Source organism: Pseudomonas sp. TWP3-2 (genome assembly GCF_049897765.1).
GTDB lineage: Bacteria > Pseudomonadota > Gammaproteobacteria > Pseudomonadales > Pseudomonadaceae > Aquipseudomonas.
On record NZ_JAFCWW010000007.1, the window covers coordinates 234,533 to 253,589 of the forward strand.

Consider the following 19,057-nt stretch of genomic DNA (forward strand, 5'->3'; position numbering starts at 1 on the left):
GCGATTGTCGCACCGCAAATTTCAAGCCTGCCTAATCCCCAAAAACCGGCACAGTGCTTCGCGCTTGGCCAACGCATCGCGTCGCCCCAGATCAATCAATTCGCTGCAATACCCCGCCTCGAACAACAGATAACTCAATACCCCTGCCCCACTGGTCTTGGTCGCCCCCGGCCCGCGCAAAAACAAGCGCAGCGCCGCCGGTAATTCCTGGCGATGGCGTGCGGCGATTTCATCAATCGGCTGACTCGGCGAAATCACCAGCACTTCCACCGGCGCCACACCCAGCGCGCGGGTCGGAGTGCCGTCAGGCATCAGATGGCTGAACTGATTCAGACGCTGCAGCAGCTCGATATCGCTCTCCAGGCTGTCGATGAACGTGCTGTTGAGCATGTGCCCGCCAATCTGTGCCAGCGTCGGTTGCTGACCGGTGTAGTTGCGTTGCACCGGCTGCGGATCGACACCGCGCGGGTTGCCGCTGACGCCCACCACCAACACCCGAGTCGCGCCCAGATGCAGCGCCGGACTGATCGGCGCCGACTGCCGCACTGCACCGTCACCGAAATATTCCTCGCCTATCTTCACCGGCGCAAACAACAGCGGAATCGCCGAACTCGCCAGCAAGTGCTCAACCGACAACTGCGTCGGCACGCCAATCCGTCGATGACGCAGCCACGCATCAATCGTCCCGCCGCCCTGATAAAACGTCACGGCCTGACCCGACTCGTAGCCGAACGCGGTCACTGCTACCGCGCGCAATTGCTTTTGCGCGATCGATTCGGCAATGCCGGGCATGTGCAGTTTGTCGTGGAGCAGATCGCGCAGCGGCGAGCTGTTGAGCAGCGCCACCGGCAACTGCCGGCCAATGCCGAGCAGGCTGTGGCTGACAAAGCGACTGGCCTGACGGATCACGCCGGGCCAGTCGCTGCGCAGCACGCGATGGCTGCGAAAGCCTTGCCAGAACAAGGTCAGGCGTTCGATGGCGGCGCGAAAATCCGTGGCGCCGCTGGCCAGACTCACCGCGTTGATCGCCCCGGCCGAGGTGCCCACAATCACCGGAAAGGGATTGTCCGCGCCCAGCGGCAACAACTCGGCAATCGCCGCCAACACCCCCACCTGATACGCCGCCCGAGCCCCGCCGCCGGAAAGAATCAAACCTGTGACCGGTTCAGTCGGGCTCATCGCAACGCTCCATGGTGCTTATAGGAAATGTTCAATCAACGGCGTTTGGCGTACAGCTTCGGCTCGCCCGGTGGACGGCTCTTGAAGCGGCGATGTGCCCACAGGTATTGCTCGGGGCAATCACGCAGCACGCCTTCGACCCATTGGTTGATGCGCAGGCAATCAGCCTCTTCGCTCTCGCCGGGGAAACCTTCCAGTGGCGGATGGATCACCAGACGGTAACCGCTGCCATCGGCCAGACGCTCCTGGGTGAACGGCACCACCAGCGCTTTGCCCAGCCGCGCAAATTTACTCGTGGCGGTGACGGTCGCCGCTTGAATGCCGAACAGCGGGACGAAGATGCTTTGCTTGGCGCCGTAGTCCTGATCCGGTGCGTACCAGATCGCCCGGCCGCTGCGCAGCAACTTGAGCATGCCGCGCACGTCGTCGCGCTCCACCGCCAGCGAATCCAGATTGTGCCGCTCGCGGCCCTGGCGCTGGACGAAGTCGAACAACGGGTTTTTGTGTTCGCGGTACATGCCGTCGATGGTGTGCTGCTGACCGAGCAGCGCCGCGCCGATTTCCAGCGTGGTGAAATGCACCGCCATCAGAATCACGCCCTTGCCTTCGCGCTGAGCGTTTTGCAGATGCTCCAGCCCTTCGACATGCGCCAGTTTGGCCAGACGCTCACGCGACCACCACCAGCTCATGGCCATTTCGAAGAACGCGATACCGGTGGACGCGAAATTCTCCTTGAGCAGACGTTTACGCTCGGCGGCGGATTTTTCCGGGAAGCACAATTCGAGATTGCGCTTGGCGATGCGCCGTCGGTCGCCGGCAAAGCGATACATCAACGCGCCCAAGGCACGACCGATCGTCAGTAATGCCGGATACGGCAACTGCACGATCAGCCACAACAGCCCAAGGCCGCACCAGAGCGGCCAGAAGCGTGGAGCAAGAAATGCTGTTCGAAAACGCGGGCGATCCATTAAAGCTTCCGTAAATGCAGTGGCCGCGCATTCTACATCGTTCGACCCGGCTTGCGGCTGGCCGGCGTTCTCGTTATAAGTCTCGGCACTTTCCGTGACAAGCCGTTGTATGCCGACATGAGCCAAACCGCACCGCCAGACCAAGTTTCCGTCTTTCAGTTGAAGGGCAGCATGCTCGCCATTACGGTGCTGGAGCTGACCCGCAACGACCTCGACAGCCTCGATCGGCAATTGGCCGCCAAAGTCGCGCAAGCGCCGAACTTCTTCAGCAATGCGCCGCTGGTGCTGGCCCTCGACAAACTGCCGCCGGGTGAAGGCGCGGTCGATCTGCCGGGCCTGATGCGCGTATGCCGCCAGCACGGCCTGCGCACGCTGGCAATCCGCGCCAGCCGCATCGAAGACATCGCCGCCGCCATCGCCATCGACATCCCGGTGCTGCCGCCATCCGGCGCTCGTGAGCGACCGCTGGAAACGCCTGAGCCGGAGGTGAAGAAAAAGCCGGAAAAACCGCCCGAGCCGACGATCAAAGCGACCCGCGTCATCACCACGCCAGTACGTGGTGGCCAACAGATATATGCCCAGGGTGGCGATTTGGTGGTGGTGTCTTCGGTCAGCCCGGGGGCGGAACTTCTTGCCGATGGCAACATCCATGTATACGGCCCGATGCGCGGTCGCGCACTGGCCGGGGTCAAGGGTGACACCAAGGCACGGATTTTCTGTCAGCAATTGAGCGCTGAACTGATCTCCATCGCCGGCCATTACAAGGTCTCCGAAGACCTGCGTCGTGATCCGATGTGGGGTTCGGCCGTACAGGTCAGCCTGTCGGGCGACGTGTTGAACATCATTCGGCTTTAACGGATACTGCCGCATTTTCCAAGCATCTCTAAAACGTAGCGAAAACGGCTCAAACGAAGTAGGAAAAAGGCCTAAAGCCAAATTCCAGCCAAGGCTGTCCGACTGCAGTAGTTTTCAAGAGATGTTTTTCAAGGGCTAGAAAGTCCTTCTTCCTTAGGGGTGAAACACCTTGGCCAAGATTCTCGTGGTTACATCCGGCAAGGGTGGTGTGGGTAAGACCACCACCAGCGCCGCTATCGGTACCGGCCTCGCTCTGCGCGGTCACAAAACAGTTATCGTCGACTTCGACGTGGGCCTGCGTAACCTCGACCTGATCATGGGTTGCGAGCGTCGCGTGGTGTATGACTTCGTCAACGTGGTCAACGGCGAAGCCAACCTGCAACAGGCGCTGATCAAAGACAAGCGCCTGGAAAACCTCTATGTGCTGGCCGCCAGTCAGACCCGCGACAAAGACGCGCTGACTCAGGAAGGCGTGGAAAAAGTCCTGATGGAGCTCAAGGAACAATTCGAGTTCGTGGTCTGCGACTCCCCGGCGGGCATCGAGAAAGGCGCTCACCTGGCCATGTACTTCGCTGATGAAGCGATCGTCGTGACCAACCCGGAAGTGTCCTCGGTACGCGATTCGGACCGCATGCTCGGCCTGCTGGCGAGCAAATCGCGCCGCGCCGAAAAAGGCGAAGACCCGATCAAGGAACACCTGCTGCTGACCCGCTACAACCCGCAGCGTGTAAGCGACGGCGAAATGCTTGGGGTCGAAGACGTCAAAGAGATTCTAGCGGTGACCCTGCTGGGCGTCATCCCGGAATCCCAGGCAGTCCTCAAGGCTTCCAACTCCGGCGTGCCGGTGATTCTCGATGACCAGAGCGACGCCGGTCAGGCGTACAGCGATGCGGTTGATCGCCTGCTGGGCAAAACCGTTGAGCATCGTTTCCTCGACGTCACTAAGAAGGGCTTCTTCGAGCGCCTGTTTGGAGGTCGGTAATGAACATTTTTGACTTCTTTCGTGCTAACAAGAAGCCAAGTACCGCATCGGTAGCGAAAGAGCGTCTGCAGATCATCGTGGCGCACGAACGCGGCCAGCGCAGTACCCCGGATTACCTGCCAGCCTTGCAGAAGGAACTGGTGGAAGTCATTCGCAAGTACGTCAATATCGGGTCCGATGACGTGCACGTTGCTCTGGAAAACCAGGGCAGCTGCTCGATTCTGGAACTCAATATCACCCTGCCAGATCGCTGAGTCGATCGAGCAGGAACGACGGCGGCTCAGAGCCATTCCCTCAACGGAATGGCCCTGAGCCGCCGTTGGCATTTGTTACGAGGCTGTTTTAATGCCGTTGTCCAACGTCCACATCATTTATCAGGACGCCGCCGTATTGGTGGTGAACAAACCGACCCTGTTGCTCTCCGTGCCCGGCCGGGCCGATGACAACAAGGACTGCCTGATCACCCGCCTGCAAGAAAACGGCTACCCGGAAGCACGCATCGTGCATCGTCTGGACTGGGAAACTTCCGGCATCATTCTGCTGGCGCGCGACCCTGACACCCATCGCGAATTGTCGCGCCAGTTTCACGACCGTGAAACCGAAAAGGCCTACACCGCTCTGGCGTGGGGCCAGCCGGAACTCGACAGCGGCAGCATCGACTTGCCACTGCGCTACGATCCTCCGACCAAACCCCGGCATGTGGTCGATCACGAATTCGGCAAAAATGCCCTGACTTTCTGGCGTGTGCTGGAACGTTGCGGTGACTGGTGCCGCGTCGAGCTGACGCCGATCACCGGGCGCTCGCACCAATTGCGCGTACACATGCTGTCGATTGGTCATCCGCTGCTGGGTGACGGTCTCTACGCCCACGAACAAGCCCTCGCAGCCTGGCCGCGCCTGTGCCTACACGCGAGCATGCTCAGCTTTACTCACCCGCAAAGCGGTGAACGCCTGCGCTTCGAGTGCCCGGCGCCGTTCTGACTCTGCACAATGTCCCAAGCTCCGGCCGATGCGTTAAACTCCCGCCCATCGCTGTCTGGAGCTTCTTATGCGCGAAGAGTTGAACCAAGGCCTGATCGACTTCCTCAAGGCCTCCCCTACCCCGTTCCACGCCACCGCCAGCCTTGTGCAACGTCTGGAGGCCGCCGGTTACATGCGCCTCAACGAGCGCGAGCCATGGAACACCGAGGCCAACGGCCGCTATTACGTCACCCGCAATGACTCCTCGATTGTCGCGATAAAAATGGGCCGCAACTCGCCGCTGCATGACGGCATCCGCCTGGTCGGCGCGCATACCGACAGCCCATGCCTGCGCGTCAAGCCGCAACCGGAACTGCAACGTCAGGGCTTCTGGCAGCTAGGCGTGGAAGTCTACGGCGGCGCACTGCTCGCCCCATGGTTCGACCGCGACCTGTCGCTGGCCGGCCGCGTGACCTTCCGGCGCGACGGTAAGGTCGAAAGTCAGCTGATCGATTTCAAGGCACCGATTGCGATCATTCCCAACTTGGCCATTCACCTCAATCGTGAAGCCAACATGGGCTGGGCGATCAACGCGCAGACCGAACTGCCGCCGATCCTCGCGCAATTTGCCGGTGACGAGCGCGTGGATTTCCGCGCGGTACTCACCGATCAACTGGCGCGCGAACACGGCCTGAATGCCGACGTGGTGCTGGATTACGAGCTGAGTTTCTACGACACGCAAAGCGCTGCGGTCATCGGCCTGAACGGCGATTTCATAGCCGGCGCGCGCCTCGATAATTTGCTGTCGTGCTACGCCGGCCTGCAAGCCTTGCTCACCGCCGACACCGAAGAAACCTGCGTGCTGGTCGCCAATGACCACGAAGAAGTCGGCTCCTGCTCGGCGTGCGGCGCCGATGGCCCGATGCTCGAACAGACCCTGCGCCGTCTGCTGCCGGAAGGTGACGAGTTCGTCCGCACCATTCAGAAATCGCTGCTGGTCTCGGCCGACAACGCCCACGGCGTGCATCCGAACTACGCGGAAAAGCACGACGCCAACCATGGCCCGAAACTCAACGCCGGCCCGGTGATCAAGGTCAACAGCAACCAGCGCTACGCCACCAACAGCGAAACCGCCGGTTTCTTCCGCCATCTGTGCATGGCCGAAGAAGTACCGGTGCAAAGCTTCGTGGTGCGCAGCGACATGGGCTGCGGCTCGACCATCGGCCCGATCACCGCCAGTCACCTGGGCGTGCGCACCGTGGATATCGGCCTGCCGACCTTCGCCATGCACTCGATCCGCGAACTGTGCGGCAGCCATGACCTGGCACATCTGATCAAAGTGCTGAGTGCGTTCTACGCTTGCCGCGAGTTGCCGTAGTAATTGCTGTCAACTTTGTGGCGAGGGAGCTTGCTCCCGCTGGGCAGCGAAGCAGCCCCAAAATCTGCCAACGCGGTTTCTCAATCGAACCGCGATTGCCTGGTTTGCGATTGCTGCGCAATCGAGCGGGAGCAAGCTCCCTCGCCACGAGATCGGGTCGTGCTGTGATACACATCAGCACCGCACTCTGAAATTCCACCTAGACTTAAATCATCCCTTTCGACAAGGCTGTCGCCAATGATCTCGATGTCTTCCTTCCACGCCATGCTGATTCCGATCCTCTGCGGAATGATTCTGCTGGCGGTCGGTTTCAACTTCCGCGACAAAAACGCCGGCGTGTTCGCCATGTGGATCGGCATGCTGTTGATCCTCGCCACCGTGGTCTACAAGATCCTCGCCAAACTGAACGAATAACCCGCCGCGGCTCGCAATGACCCGGACAGCCTCGTACACTCGCCCGATCCGCCCCTTGCGAGGTTGACCGCCTAGTGTTCGCTCGTCTGTTTGCTCTGCCCTCTGTATTTCTTATCTGCCTGATGACGCTGCTGCCGTTGGCGCCCGCCCACGCGGTCGGCCTGCCGGGAATTCTCGGCAGCTCCAGCAAGGCGCAACCGGAAGCGCAGGTGCCACTCGGCCAGTCACTCGATGAAGTGATCAAGTCGCTGGAAAATGACCAGCAACGCGCCAAGCTGCTCACCGATCTGAAAAAACTCCGTGACACGACCAAGAAAGCCCAGGCCACCCCGAAAGAAGGCGTACTGGGCCTGATCGGCGGCACCCTCGCCAGTTTCGAAAAGCAGTTTTCCGGCGCCGACAGCCCGCTCAATCGCTGGTCAGCCGAGTTCGATCTGGCGAAAGCCGAATTCAAAGGCTTGATGCTGCCGGCCAGCGAATGGCTGCCGATCATCTTCGCCTTCGCGGTGATTCTCGCAGTCTGGAGCCTGCTCGCCGCCGCGCTGATCTGGCTCGGGCACCGCGTACGCATGCGCTTCGGCCTGACCGAAGAACTGCCGCAACACCCCAAAGCCCTCGATATGCTGCGCTTCGCCCTGCGCAAACTCGGGCCGTGGCTGATCGCGCTGGTCATCACCGTGTACATGAGCTACGCGCTGCCTTCGTCCTTGGGCAAAAGCCTGGCGATGGTGCTGGCGTATGCCTTGGTGGTCGGCACTTGCTTCTCGGCAATCTGCGTGATCGCCTTCTCCGTCCTCGACGGCCCGCACCGGCACAAGGCGCTGTACATCCTGCGCCACCAGGCGTTCCGTCCGTTATGGCTGATCGGCAGCTTCGCCGCCTTCGGTGAAGCCCTCAGCGACCCGCGCCTGGTAGAAGGCCTCGGCGTGCACCTGGCGCACACCGCCGCGACCATCGCCAATGTCCTCGCGGCACTCTCGACCGGGCTGTTCATCCTGCGCTTCCGCCGCCCGATCGCGCACCTGATCCGCAACCAGCCACTGTCACGGCGCCTGACGCGCCGCGCCCTCAGCGACACCATCGATATCCTCGGCACCTTCTGGTACATCCCGGCACTGGTGCTGGTCGGCATCTCACTGTTTGCGACCTTCGTCTCCGCCGGCGACACCAGCACCGCCCTGCGCCAATCGCTGATCTGCACGGTTTTGCTGGTGCTGTGCATGGTGATCAACGGCCTCGTGCGCCGCCATTCACTCAAACCGCAACGCGGCGTCAAACGCCACGCGCTGTACTCTGAACGCCTGAAAAGCTTCTTCTACACCCTCGCGCATCTGCTGGTGTGGCTGGCGTTCATCGAACTCGGCCTGCGCGTCTGGGGCATGTCGCTGATCGGCTTCACCGAGGGCGAAGGGCATGACGTCAGCGTCAAACTGTTCGGCCTGATCGGCACACTGATCTTCGCGTGGCTGATCTGGATCCTCAGCGACACCGCCGTACACCACGCCCTAACCCGCTCACGCAAAGGCCTGGCCAACGCTCGCGCACAAACGATGATGCCGCTGATCCGCAACGTCCTGTTCGTGGCGATCTTCATCATCGCGCTGATCGTCGCCCTGGCAAACATGGGCATGAACGTCACCCCACTGCTGGCCGGTGCCGGCGTCATCGGCCTGGCCATCGGCTTCGGCGCCCAGTCACTGGTCGCCGACCTGATCACCGGCCTGTTCATCATCATCGAAGACTCCCTGGCCATCGACGACTACGTCGACGTCGGCGGCCACCTCGGCACCGTCGAAGGCCTGACCATCCGCACCGTCCGCCTGCGCGACATCGACGGCATCGTCCACACCATCCCGTTCAGCGAAATCAAAAGCATCAAAAACTACTCACGCGAATTCGGCTACGCCATCTTCCGCGTCGCCGTGCCCTACAACATGGAAATCGACGACGCGATCAAACTGATGCGCGACGTCGGCCAGAAGATGCGCACCGATCCACTGCAACGGCGCAACATCTGGTCACCACTGGAGATACAGGGTGTGGAAAGTTTCGAATCCGGCAGCGCGATTTTGCGGGCACGGTTCAAGACCGCGCCGATCAAACAGTGGGAAGTATCGCGGGCGTTTAATTTGTCGTTGAAAAGGCATCTGGATGAGGCAGGCCTGGATCTGGCCACACCAAGAATGAGCATCCAAGTCATCACTGCCGGCGGCACCCAAACCAAAGAGTAAAACCACCGCCGCCCCGCTCCGCCCCTAACCACTCAACAGGATGAGCGTTAGCTCGGCTGCAGCTCTTGATCTCAAGCGCCCATCGGCAGGCTGAGTGGAGGGATGCATCCGGGGGTGGGCGCGCAGCGCCGTTCGACGCAGTCGAACACATCGAGAGGAGGTGCAGCGCAGCAAACCGGAGGCGATGCCCCCGGATGCATCCCGGAAGGAAGGAACCCCGAGCCCCAGCGAGCGGGCCGAACGCCAGGGTAAAGCCTTTTTGGGTACTTTTTCGGCGTCTGGAAAAAGTGCCTCGCCGTAAGGGCGAAACCATAAACAGCCATCACCGCAGCAACGGATATTCACCCAAACCAATCAAACAACATCAACCCCAACATGAATCGCATCATGCCGCCAAAACTCCAAATCACAGTCAATAAGCCGCTCATGCTGATCATAATTAACCCGAGCAATCCGCAACCCCGGACTCCCCACCGAAACCCGTAAAGCCGCCGCCGCATCCACCGACAACGCCGTCGGCACAATCTCGAAACGCACCCGCCCATAGTGCAAATCGTAATGCCGCGCATACAACTCGGTAATCGACTGATTCAAATCAAACTGCAGAATCCCCGGAAAAAACTGCGGATTCAAATAATGCTCCACATACAACACCAGCCGCCCATCAATCCGCCGCGACCGGCAAATCTGAATCACGCTCGACAACGCCGGCAACTGCAACCAAGCACACACCGCCGCCGATGCCGGTAGCAGCCGTGCCGAAATCACCTCAGTCGAAGGCACCCGCCCCTGCGCACTGACCATCGCGTGAAAGTGACTGCGCTGCATCAAGTTGTAAGCCAGACGCGGTGGCGACACAAACCAGCCCCGGCGCTCCTCGCGATAAATCTGACCCTGCGCCTCAAGCTGCAACAACGCCTCGCGCACAGTAATCCGCGTCGTGCCGAACAACTCGCTGAGCTTGCGCTCGGCCGGCAACTTGCTGCCCGCCGCCAACAGACCGTGGTCCAGTTGCTCCTGGAGAATCTGGCCAATGGCTGTCACCGCTTTGGTTGCCTCATCGCGCATCAACGTTACCTATCTGGACTAGACCAGCACTGTTTCGGGGCAAAACAGACCGGCCGTCAAGCCGTTCGGATTGTGTTGCAAGCCTAGGCAGTGCAGATGACCGAGAGATGACAAAACCACCCAACGGTCGTCCTCATGACTTGCAATACATCGGCCAAGTCCCTTGCCCGCTGGGGCTTCGAGCATGGTCTACGCTTACCGGGCACCCGCCAATTGCGGGCAAATAACAGACTCGCCTGACGATGACCGACATCAAATTGTCATCCAGCCACCTTAGATTGGCTCAGGTATTGCTGACCTAGACCAACAACCGCAATCGCAGCGTTGAACACGACCCAAGGAGCTTCGGAATGAAACAGCTTTTCCTGGCATCACTGTTAGGCTCGACCATCGCAATGTGCACCGCCGCCATGGCGGCCGACACCGATCTCAAGACCCTCGAAGCCGCTGCGAAAGCGGAAGGCGCCGTCAACAGCGTCGGCATGCCCGATGACTGGGCCAACTGGAAAGGCACCTGGGAAGACCTGGCCAAAAAGTACGGTCTGAAACACATCGACACCGACATGAGCTCGGCCCAGGAAATCGCCAAGTTCGCCGCAGAAAAAGACAACGCCTCCGCCGACATCGGCGACGTTGGCGCAGCCTTCGGCCCGATTGCGGTCAAGCAAGGCGTAGTGCAACCGTACAAGCCAAGCACCTGGGAGCAGATTCCAGCCTGGGCCAAGGACACCGACGGCAACTGGGCACTGGCCTACACCGGCACCATCGCATTCATCGTCAACAAGAAGCTGCTGCACGGTTCCGAAGTACCGACCAAATGGGCTGACCTCAAGGGCGGCAAATACAAAGTCTCGATCGGTGACGTGAGCACCGCCGCGCAAGCTGCCAACGGCGTTCTGGCCGCAGCATTGGCCAACGGTGGCGACGAGAAAAACATCCAGCCGGCCTTGCTGCTGTTCGCAGATATCGCCAAACAAGGTCGTCTGTCGATGGCTAACCCGACCATCGCCACCATGGAAAAAGGCGAGATCGAAGTCGGCGTGGTCTGGGATTTCAACGGTCTGAGCTACAAGGCCAAGATGGCCAATCCGGATGATTACGTAGTGCTGATTCCGTCCGATGGTTCGGTGATTTCCGGCTACACCACCATCATCAACAAATACGCGAAGAACCCTAACGCCGCCAAGCTGACCCGCGAATACATCTTCAGCGACGCCGGCCAGACCAACCTCGCTCGCGGCAACGCGCGTCCGATCCGCGCGGAGCATCTGCAACTGCCGGAAGACGTGAAAGCCAAGCTGCTGCCGAACGAGCAGTACAAAAAGGTCACGCCGATCAAAGACGCCGATGCGTGGGAAAAAACTTCCAAGGCCCTGCCGCAGAAGTGGAACGAAGAAGTCATCGTAGAGATGAAGTAATCCTGTAGATCCACATTGGGTCTGACACAAAACCCTGTGGGAGCGGGCTTGCCCGCGATGGCGATTTCACATTCAACACATGCGTTGAATGGCGTACCGCCTTCGCTGGCAAGCCAGCTCCCACAGGGTCCGTGTCGATTTCGAGTTTTCCGGTTTATTGTTTCGCGGAGTTTTCGCCCCTATGAAGCACAACGTCATCCTGGTCGTGCTCGATGGCCTCAACTACGAGGTCGCGCGTCACGCCATGGGGCATCTGCAGGCTTACGTCGGTGCAGGTCGCGCAGCGCTCTACCAACTGGAGTGCGAACTGCCGGCGCTGTCCCGACCGCTTTACGAATGTATCCTCACCGGCGTGCCGCCCATCGACAGCGGCATCGTCCACAACAATGTCTCGCGCCTGTCCAACCAGCGCAGCATCTATCACTACGCCACGGATGCCGGACTGAAAACCGCCGCTGCTGCCTATCACTGGGTCAGCGAGCTGTACAACCGTTCGCCGTTCGTGGTCGCTCGGGATCGTCATACCGATGACCCGTCACTGCCGATTCAACACGGTCATTTCTACTGGAACGATCACTACCCGGATTCGCACCTGTTCGCCGATGCGGAAAGTCTGCGTCTGCGCCATGCGCCAAATTTCCTGCTGATCCATCCGATGAACATTGACGACGCCGGGCACAAGCACGGCCTCGATTCTTCGCAGTACCGCAACAGTGCGCGCAGCGCCGACATCATCCTTGCGGACTACCTGCAAAGCTGGCTCGACATCGGTTATCAGGTGCTAGTGACCGCCGACCACGGCATGAACAACGACCGCTCGCACAACGGCCTGCTGCCGGAAGAGCGTCAGGTGCCGCTGTTCGTATTCGGCGATGCCTTCAGCCTCAATCCGGATGCAGCTCCGAAGCAGACCGAAATCTGCGGCACGATCTGCGAACTGCTCGGCGTACCCCATGACAAACCTGTGTGCCGGGAGCTGCTGAAGTGAACTCGATGATTCGCGGTAAATGGCTGGCGGCCCTGTGCCTGGTGCCCTTCGCTCTGTTCTTCATCGTCTTCGAAATCGCCCCGCTGGTGTGGGTGATGATCAACAGCCTGCAATCGGAAGAATTCGGCTGGGGCGTGGCCAATTTTAGCAAGATCTTCAATTCGAAGTTCTATCTGCAGGCGATCCAGTACAGCCTCGAAATCAGTTTCTGGTCGAGCGTATTCGGCATTCTCATCGCGGTGCTTGGTGCGTATTCCTTGCGCCGGGTCGACTCGAGACTGCGCAATTTCGTCAACGCTTTTGCCAACATGACCAGCAACTTCGCCGGCGTGCCTTTGGCCTTCGCCTTCATCATCCTACTTGGTTTCAATGGCAGCTTCACCATCATGCTCAAGCAGGCAGGGATCATTCAGGACTTCAACCTGTACTCGAAAACCGGGCTGATCATTCTCTACACCTACTTCCAGATTCCGCTCGGCGTGTTGCTGCTCTATCCGGCGTTCGATGCACTGCGTGAAGACTGGCGCGAATCCGCCGCCCTGCTCGGCGCCAATGGCTGGCAGTTCTGGCGGCATATCGGTTTGCCGGTGCTGACCCCAGCACTGCTCGGTACTTTCGTGATCCTGCTGGCCAATGCCCTCGGTGCTTACGCCACGGTGTACGCGCTGACCACCGGCAACTTCAACGTGCTGCCGATCCGTATTGCGGCAATGGTTTCCGGTGACATTTCCCTCGACCCAAACATGGCCAGTGCGCTGGCCGTGGTGCTGGTGGCGCTGATGACCGTGGTCACCGTCGTGCATCAACTGCTGCTGAAGAGGAGCTACCATGTCTCGCGCTGAATCCGGCCCGGCCGGCGTCTACCACCGCGTCGTGGTCTACCTGCTATTCGCCATCCTGCTGCTGCCGCTGGTGGGCACGCTGATCTATTCGATCGCCAGCAGTTGGTCGGCGACCATTCTGCCCAGCGGTTTTACCTTCAAGTGGTACATCCAGCTGTGGAGCGATCCGCGCTTTCTGCACGCCTTCGGCCAGTCGTTGCTGGTGTGCGTGGGTGCGCTGATCCTGTCGGTGGTGCTGATTCTGCCGCTGCTGTTCGTGGTGCATTACCACTTTCCTAAGCTTGATGCGCTGATGAACATCCTGATCCTGTTGCCGTTCGCGGTGCCGCCGGTGGTGTCGTCAGTCGGGCTGTTGCAGCTCTATGGCTCGGGGCCGATGGCGATGGTCGGCACGCCGTGGATTCTGATCGGTTGCTACTTCACCGTGGCGCTGCCGTTCATGTACCGGGCGATCACCAACAACCTGCAAGCCATCAACCTGCGTGACCTGATGGACGCCGCCCAACTGCTCGGCGCCAGCACCTTTCAAGCGGCATATCTGGTGGTGCTGCCAAATCTGCGCAAAGGCTTGATGGTCGCGTTGCTGCTGTCGTTTTCGTTCCTGTTCGGTGAGTTCGTGTTCGCCAACATTCTGGTCGGCACCCGCTACGAGACCTTGCAGGTCTACCTCAACAACATGCGCAACAGCAGCGGCCACTTCACCAGTGCGCTGGTGATTTCCTATTTCTTTTTCGTGCTGGTCCTGACCTGGGTCGCCAACATCTTGAACAAGGACAAAAGCGAATGAGCTATGTCAGCGTCCAACACCTTCAGAAAAACTACGCGGGCACCACGGTGTTCAGCGACATCAACTGCGAAATCCATAAAGGCGAGTTCGTCACCCTGCTCGGCCCTTCGGGTTGCGGTAAATCTACGTTGCTGCGTTGCATTGCCGGGCTGACGCCAGTGGATGGCGGCCATATCCTGCTCGATGGCGTCGACATCGTTCCGCTGACCCCGCAGAAACGCGGGATCGGCATGGTGTTTCAAAGTTACGCGCTGTTCCCCAACATGACCGTCGAGCAGAACGTCGCGTTCGGTTTGCGCATGCAGAAAGTCAACGCCGACGACAGCCACAAGCGTGTCGCCGAAGTGTTGAAACTGGTTGAACTCAACGACTTCGCCAGCCGTTATCCGCATCAGTTGTCCGGCGGTCAATGCCAGCGCGTGGCCCTCGCCCGCTCGCTGGTGACGCGTCCGCGCTTGTTGTTGCTGGATGAACCGCTTTCGGCCCTTGATGCGCGAATTCGCAAACACCTGCGCGAACAGATCCGTCAGATCCAGCGCGAACTCGGCCTGACGACGATTTTCGTCACACACGATCAGGAAGAAGCCCTGACCATGTCTGATCGAATTTTCCTGATGAATCAGGGAAAAATCGTACAGAGCGGCGACGCGGAAACCCTTTACACCGCGCCGGTGGACGCATTCGCCGCCGGATTCATCGGCAACTACAACCTGCTGGACGCCGACAGTGCGTCGAAGCTGTTGCAGCGGCCGATCAGCCATCGCATCGCGATTCGCCCGGAAGCCATCGAGCTGAGCCTGAACGGCGAACTCGATGCACAGATCCGCAGCCACAGCCTGTTGGGCAACGTGATTCGTTATCGGGTCGAGGCGCGCGGCGTGGAACTGGTGGTGGATGTGCTCAACCGCTCGGCGGCGGACCTGCACCCCGACGGTCAGCGTCTGGCACTTTCCATCGATCCGACGGCCCTGTGTGAGGTAGCCTGATGACTTTGCTGATACTCAAGAGGGAACTGCACTGATGGCTCTGGCAATTTTTGATCTGGACGACACCCTGATCCACGGCGACTGCGCCACTCTCTGGAGCGAGCAGATGGGGCGCTTGGGCTGGGTTGATCCCGAGTCGTTCATGCGCAGGAACAACGAGCTGATGGACGCCTACGGCAAAGGGCAGCTGCGCATGGAGGACTACATGGAGTTCAGCCTTGAGCCACTGATCGGGCGCCCCCCGGAAGAAGTCGCACATCTGGTCGGGCCGTGGGTGGAAGACTTCATCGAACCGATCATCTACAGCGACGCGACCAAAACCATCGCCGCCCACCGCAAGGCCGGCGACCGTGTTCTGGTGATCTCGGCGTCGGGTACGCACCTGGTCAAACCGATCGCCGAACGACTGGGCATTGATGAAGTGCTGGGGATCGAACTGGAAATCGCGCACGGCGTGTACAGCGGCCACACCGTCGGGACGCTGACCTACCGCGAAGGCAAGATCACCCGATTGCTGGAATGGCTGGACGCCGAGGAAGAGAATCTGGAGGGCGCGAGTTTTTATTCCGACTCACGCAACGACTTGCCGCTGCTGCTGAAGGTGGATTTCCCGCATGTGGTCAATCCGGATCCGGTGCTGCTCGAGCACGCCGAACAATCCGGCTGGCCAATCCATCTCTGGAAGTAAGCAAAAAGCCTGTGGGAGCAGTCTCCCACAGGCTTTTGTTTGTTAGCTCAGGCTTTCGTCAATCACCAACACCAACTTGCCCGCCACCTTATTGCTCGCCAACTCGGCAAATGCCGCCTCGGCATCCTTGACCGGGAACGCCTTGGCCAATTGTGGCTTCAACCGCCCCTCGGCAAACAACGGCCACACATGCTGGCCGAGATCACTGAGCAGATCTGCCTTGAACTGATCGTCACGACTGCGCAACGTCGAACCGAGCAACTGCACGCGCTTGGCCAATACTTGCGCCAGATCGAGCTTGGCCTCACGGCCTCCCATCAAACCGATGAGTACCCAGCGGCCATCCTGCGCCAGCAGCTTGAGGTTAAGCGCCGAATAGTTGCCGCCGACCGGATCCAGAATCACATCGAACGGCCCCAAATCCCGCAGGCTTTCCAGATCGTCGGTCCGCAACACCCCGCCCTGCGCGCCCAACGTTTCGCAGTACGCCAAACGCTCAGTCGAACCAACGCTGACCCAGCACGGGTTGCCGAACGCCTTGCACAGCTGGATGGCGGCTGAACCGATTCCACTGGCTCCGGCATGCAAGAGAACTTTCTCACCCGGTTTGAGCGCAGCGAGTTGAAACACATTCAGCCAGACGGTGGCATACACCTCGGGCAACGCGGCAGCTTCGATCAACGAAACGCCATCCGGGACCGGCAGCACGTGCCGTCCGTCGACGACCACTTCTTCGGCCATGCCGCCCCCGGCCAGCAAGGCGCAAACCCGATCGCCTACCTGCCAGGAGGACCCTGCTCCGACCTCGATGATTACCCCTGAACACTCAAGACCGAGCACCTTGCTGGCCCCAGGCGGAGGCGGATAAAGCCCGGCCTTCTGTAATAAATCGGCGCGATTGAGGCCGGCTGCCGCCACCCGAATGCGAACTTGTCCTACATCGCACGTAGGACTCGGCTCTTCATCCCATGTCACTTGACCTTCAACGCCTTGCAATGCCTTCACAGTGCCTCCATAGTGAGTCTGGACTGAGCCCGTAGCTGTAGCGTCGGGCTTTTTGCATTATGCGACCGGCCCCGGGGTCTGAACGAAAGCTGAACACTTGTTTTCGTGCAGAGCGTGGAGGTACCGGCGACTTCAAAGACGGCCTAATATGCGTTATCAATTGTCCCCGCGTCGAATCAGCATGAAGCATTTGCTCCCAAGCACCGCCCTCGCTCTTATTCTCGGTATCGGCCTGTTGCCGATGTCGGGCAATACATTCGCAGCCAACAGCTGGGACAAATTGCAGCCTGATCGCGATGAAGTGATCGCCAGTCTGAATGTCGTCGAGTTGCTCAAGCGTCACCACTACAGCAAGCCGCCGCTCGACGATGCGCGCTCGGTGATCATCTACGACAGCTACATCAAGCTGCTGGATCCGTCGCGCAGCTATTTCATGGCCAGCGATATCGCCGAATTCGACAAGTGGAAGACCCAGTTCGACGACTTCCTCAAAAGCGGCGACCTCAACGCCGGGTTCACCATCTACAAGCGCTACCTGGACCGCGTCAAAGCGCGTCTGGACTTCGCCCTTGCAGAGCTGAACAAAGGCGTCGACAAAATGGACTTCACCACCAAGGAGACCTTGCTGATCGATCGCAAGGACGCCCCTTGGCTCAAATCCACCGCTGAACTCGACGACCTGTGGCGCAAACGCGTCAAGGACGAAGTGCTGCGGATGAAGATCGCCGGCAAAGAGCCGAAGCAGATCCAGGAAACCCTGACCAAGCGCTACAAAAATCAATTGTCGCGTCTGGATCAAACCCGTCCGGAAGACATCTTCCAGGCGTACATCAATACCTTCGCCATGTCCTACGATCCGCACACCAACTATCTGTCGCCGGATAACGCGGAAAACTTCGACATCAACATGAGCCTGTCCCTAGAGGGCATTGGCGCCGTGTTGCAGAGCGACAACGATCAAGTGAAAGTCGTGCGTCTGGTACCGGCAGGCCCGGCCGACAAGACCAAGCAGGTTGCCCCGGCAGACAAGATCATCGGCGTAGCCCAAGGCAACAAGGAGATGGTCGACGTGGTCGGCTGGCGTCTGGACGAAGTGGTCAAACTGATCCGTGGTCCGAAAGGCACCATCGTGCGTCTGGAAGTCATCCCGGCGAGCAATGCGCCGAACGACCAGACCACCAAGATCGTGCCGATCACTCGCGAAGCGGTGAAGCTTGAAGACCAGGCCGTGAAGAAATCCGTGCTGAACCTGAAACAGGACGGCAAGGACTACAAACTCGGCGTGATCGAGATTCCAGCCTTCTACCTCGACTTCAAGGCGTTCCGTGCTGGCGATCCGGACTACAAGAGCACCACGCGCGACGTCAAGAAGCTGCTGACCGAGCTGCAGAAAGAGAAAGTCGACGGCGTGGTCATCGACCTGCGCAACAACGGCGGCGGTTCCCTGCAAGAGGCCACCGAGCTGACCAGTCTGTTCATCGATAAAGGCCCGACCGTGCTCGTGCGTAATGCCGACGGCCGCGTCGATGTGCTCGAAGATGAAAACCCGGGCGCGTTCTACAAAGGCCCGATGGCGTTGCTGGTCAACCGCCTGTCCGCCTCGGCTTCGGAGATTTTTGCCGGCGCCATGCAGGACTACCACCGCGCGCTGATCATCGGTGGCCAGACCTTTGGTAAAGGCACCGTGCAGACCATTCAGCCGCTGAACCATGGCGAGCTGAAACTGACTCTGGCCAAGTTCTACCGGGTTTCCGGTCAGAGCACCCAGCATCAGGGCGTACTGCCGGACATCGATTACCCGTCGATCATCGACACCAAGGAAATCGGTGAAAGCGCACTGCCTGAAGCCATGCCGTGGGACACCATCAAAGCGGCGATCAAGCCAGCGGTTGACCCGTTCAAACCGTACATTGCGCAGCTCAAGTCCGAACACGATGTGCGTTCGGGCAAAGACGCGGAGTTCGTGTTCATCCGCGACAAGCTGGCCTTGGCCCAGAAACTGATGGAAGAAAAAACCGTCAGCCTCAATGAAGCCGACCGTCGTGCCCAGCACGCCGACATCGACGCCAAACAACTGACGATGGAGAACCTCCGTCGCAAGGCCAAAGGCGAAGAACCGCTCAAAGAGCTGAAGAAAGAAGACGAGGATGCCTTGGCGGCAGCCGAGCAGGACAAGGTCAAACCAGAAGACGACGCCTACCTGAGCGAGACTGGACGCGTTCTGCTGGATTACTTGAAACTGAGCAATCAGGTGGCCAAGAAGTAAGGTGATGGCAATTTAGTGCTGGCGAACCACGGATCGTCATCA

The 19,057-nt window shown here is 59.7% G+C and carries 18 protein-coding genes; 14 read left to right on the plus strand and 4 right to left on the minus strand.

The annotated features are described in order from the left end of the window. Positions 1-21 precede the first annotated feature (21 nt). Together ACP7EE_RS13465 and ACP7EE_RS13470 are read right to left on the minus strand one after the other, a co-directional pair. Positions 22-1,179: a patatin-like phospholipase family protein gene (locus ACP7EE_RS13465; protein ID WP_426234880.1), complete on the minus strand. Its 1,158-nt coding sequence runs from the start codon at positions 1,177-1,179 to the stop codon at positions 22-24. 35 nt (positions 1,180-1,214) lie between these two features. After that, positions 1,215-2,147: a lipid A biosynthesis lauroyl acyltransferase gene (locus ACP7EE_RS13470; protein ID WP_420650358.1), complete on the minus strand. Its 933-nt coding sequence runs from the start codon at positions 2,145-2,147 to the stop codon at positions 1,215-1,217. 117 nt (positions 2,148-2,264) lie between these two features. Here ACP7EE_RS13470 and minC point away from each other — a divergent pair, with 117 nt between their 5' ends. The 7 genes from minC (at position 2,265) to ACP7EE_RS13505 (ending at position 8,967) form a co-directional block, all read left to right on the plus strand. After that, on the plus strand, positions 2,265-3,002 hold the full coding sequence (minC, locus tag ACP7EE_RS13475; protein WP_426234881.1) for a septum site-determining protein MinC: 738 nt from the start codon (positions 2,265-2,267) through the stop codon (positions 3,000-3,002). Positions 3,003-3,171: 169 nt separating this feature from the next. Beyond that, on the plus strand, positions 3,172-3,984 hold the full coding sequence (gene minD, locus ACP7EE_RS13480) for a septum site-determining protein MinD (protein WP_259501137.1): 813 nt from the start codon (positions 3,172-3,174) through the stop codon (positions 3,982-3,984). Then, positions 3,984-4,238 (plus strand): cell division topological specificity factor MinE, encoded by a 255-nt coding sequence (gene minE / locus ACP7EE_RS13485; protein WP_007944431.1) that lies wholly within the window; start codon positions 3,984-3,986, stop codon positions 4,236-4,238. Before minD ends, minE begins: the two co-directional genes overlap by 1 nt. Positions 4,239-4,329: 91 nt before the next feature. After that, positions 4,330-4,965: an RluA family pseudouridine synthase gene (locus ACP7EE_RS13490; protein ID WP_426234882.1), complete on the plus strand. Its 636-nt coding sequence runs from the start codon at positions 4,330-4,332 to the stop codon at positions 4,963-4,965. A 67-nt stretch (positions 4,966-5,032) separates the two neighbouring features. Further along, on the plus strand, positions 5,033-6,322 hold the full coding sequence (locus tag ACP7EE_RS13495) for a M18 family aminopeptidase (RefSeq protein WP_426234883.1): 1,290 nt from the start codon (positions 5,033-5,035) through the stop codon (positions 6,320-6,322). 237 nt (positions 6,323-6,559) lie between these two features. Continuing rightward, the gene (locus ACP7EE_RS13500; RefSeq protein ID WP_420650354.1) at positions 6,560-6,736 is read left to right on the plus strand and encodes a hypothetical protein; all 177 of its coding nucleotides are present in this window, start codon (positions 6,560-6,562) and stop codon (positions 6,734-6,736) included. A gap of 74 nt (positions 6,737-6,810) precedes the next feature. Continuing rightward, the gene (locus tag ACP7EE_RS13505) at positions 6,811-8,967 is read left to right on the plus strand and encodes a mechanosensitive ion channel domain-containing protein (RefSeq protein ID WP_426234884.1); all 2,157 of its coding nucleotides are present in this window, start codon (positions 6,811-6,813) and stop codon (positions 8,965-8,967) included. Between the two features lie 354 nt (positions 8,968-9,321). Here the strand turns inward: ACP7EE_RS13505 and ACP7EE_RS13510 are convergent, their stop codons facing one another. Then, positions 9,322-10,035, minus strand: coding sequence for a UTRA domain-containing protein (locus ACP7EE_RS13510; RefSeq protein ID WP_420650352.1), 714 nt, complete (start codon positions 10,033-10,035; stop codon positions 9,322-9,324). A 350-nt stretch (positions 10,036-10,385) separates the two neighbouring features. Here ACP7EE_RS13510 and ACP7EE_RS13515 point away from each other — a divergent pair, with 350 nt between their 5' ends. The 6 genes from ACP7EE_RS13515 to ACP7EE_RS13540 all read left to right on the plus strand — a co-directional run bounded on the left by ACP7EE_RS13515 (position 10,386) and on the right by ACP7EE_RS13540 (position 15,744). Beyond that, a complete protein-coding gene (locus tag ACP7EE_RS13515; protein WP_420650351.1) occupies positions 10,386-11,453 on the plus strand; it encodes an ABC transporter substrate-binding protein in 1,068 nt (355 codons plus the stop codon). A gap of 181 nt (positions 11,454-11,634) precedes the next feature. Then, positions 11,635-12,441, plus strand: a complete 807-nt coding sequence (locus ACP7EE_RS13520) for an alkaline phosphatase family protein (protein WP_426234885.1) — start codon at positions 11,635-11,637, stop codon at positions 12,439-12,441. A gap of 5 nt (positions 12,442-12,446) precedes the next feature. Further along, positions 12,447-13,283 carry an ABC transporter permease gene (locus tag ACP7EE_RS13525; protein ID WP_426234909.1) on the plus strand — a complete coding sequence of 279 codons (837 nt, stop codon included), beginning with the start codon at positions 12,447-12,449 and terminating at the stop codon, positions 13,281-13,283. Then, positions 13,270-14,070 carry an ABC transporter permease gene (locus ACP7EE_RS13530; protein WP_426206397.1) on the plus strand — a complete coding sequence of 267 codons (801 nt, stop codon included), beginning with the start codon at positions 13,270-13,272 and terminating at the stop codon, positions 14,068-14,070. Before ACP7EE_RS13525 ends, ACP7EE_RS13530 begins: the two co-directional genes overlap by 14 nt. Beyond that, positions 14,067-15,056 (plus strand): ABC transporter ATP-binding protein, encoded by a 990-nt coding sequence (locus ACP7EE_RS13535; protein WP_426234886.1) that lies wholly within the window; start codon positions 14,067-14,069, stop codon positions 15,054-15,056. The genes ACP7EE_RS13530 and ACP7EE_RS13535 overlap by 4 nt, the downstream gene beginning before the upstream one ends. Before the next feature lie 34 nt (positions 15,057-15,090). Then, entirely contained in the window at positions 15,091-15,744 is a 654-nt protein-coding gene (locus ACP7EE_RS13540) for an HAD family hydrolase (RefSeq protein ID WP_426234887.1), read from the plus strand. Between the two features lie 42 nt (positions 15,745-15,786). Here the strand turns inward: ACP7EE_RS13540 and ACP7EE_RS13545 are convergent, their stop codons facing one another. After that, entirely contained in the window at positions 15,787-16,749 is a 963-nt protein-coding gene (locus ACP7EE_RS13545; protein WP_420650346.1) for a zinc-binding dehydrogenase, read from the minus strand. Between the two features lie 181 nt (positions 16,750-16,930). On the opposite strand from ACP7EE_RS13545, the gene ACP7EE_RS13550 reads away from it, so the two are divergent. Beyond that, the gene (locus tag ACP7EE_RS13550) at positions 16,931-19,015 is read left to right on the plus strand and encodes a carboxy terminal-processing peptidase (RefSeq protein ID WP_426234888.1); all 2,085 of its coding nucleotides are present in this window, start codon (positions 16,931-16,933) and stop codon (positions 19,013-19,015) included. Positions 19,016-19,057 lie beyond the last annotated feature (42 nt).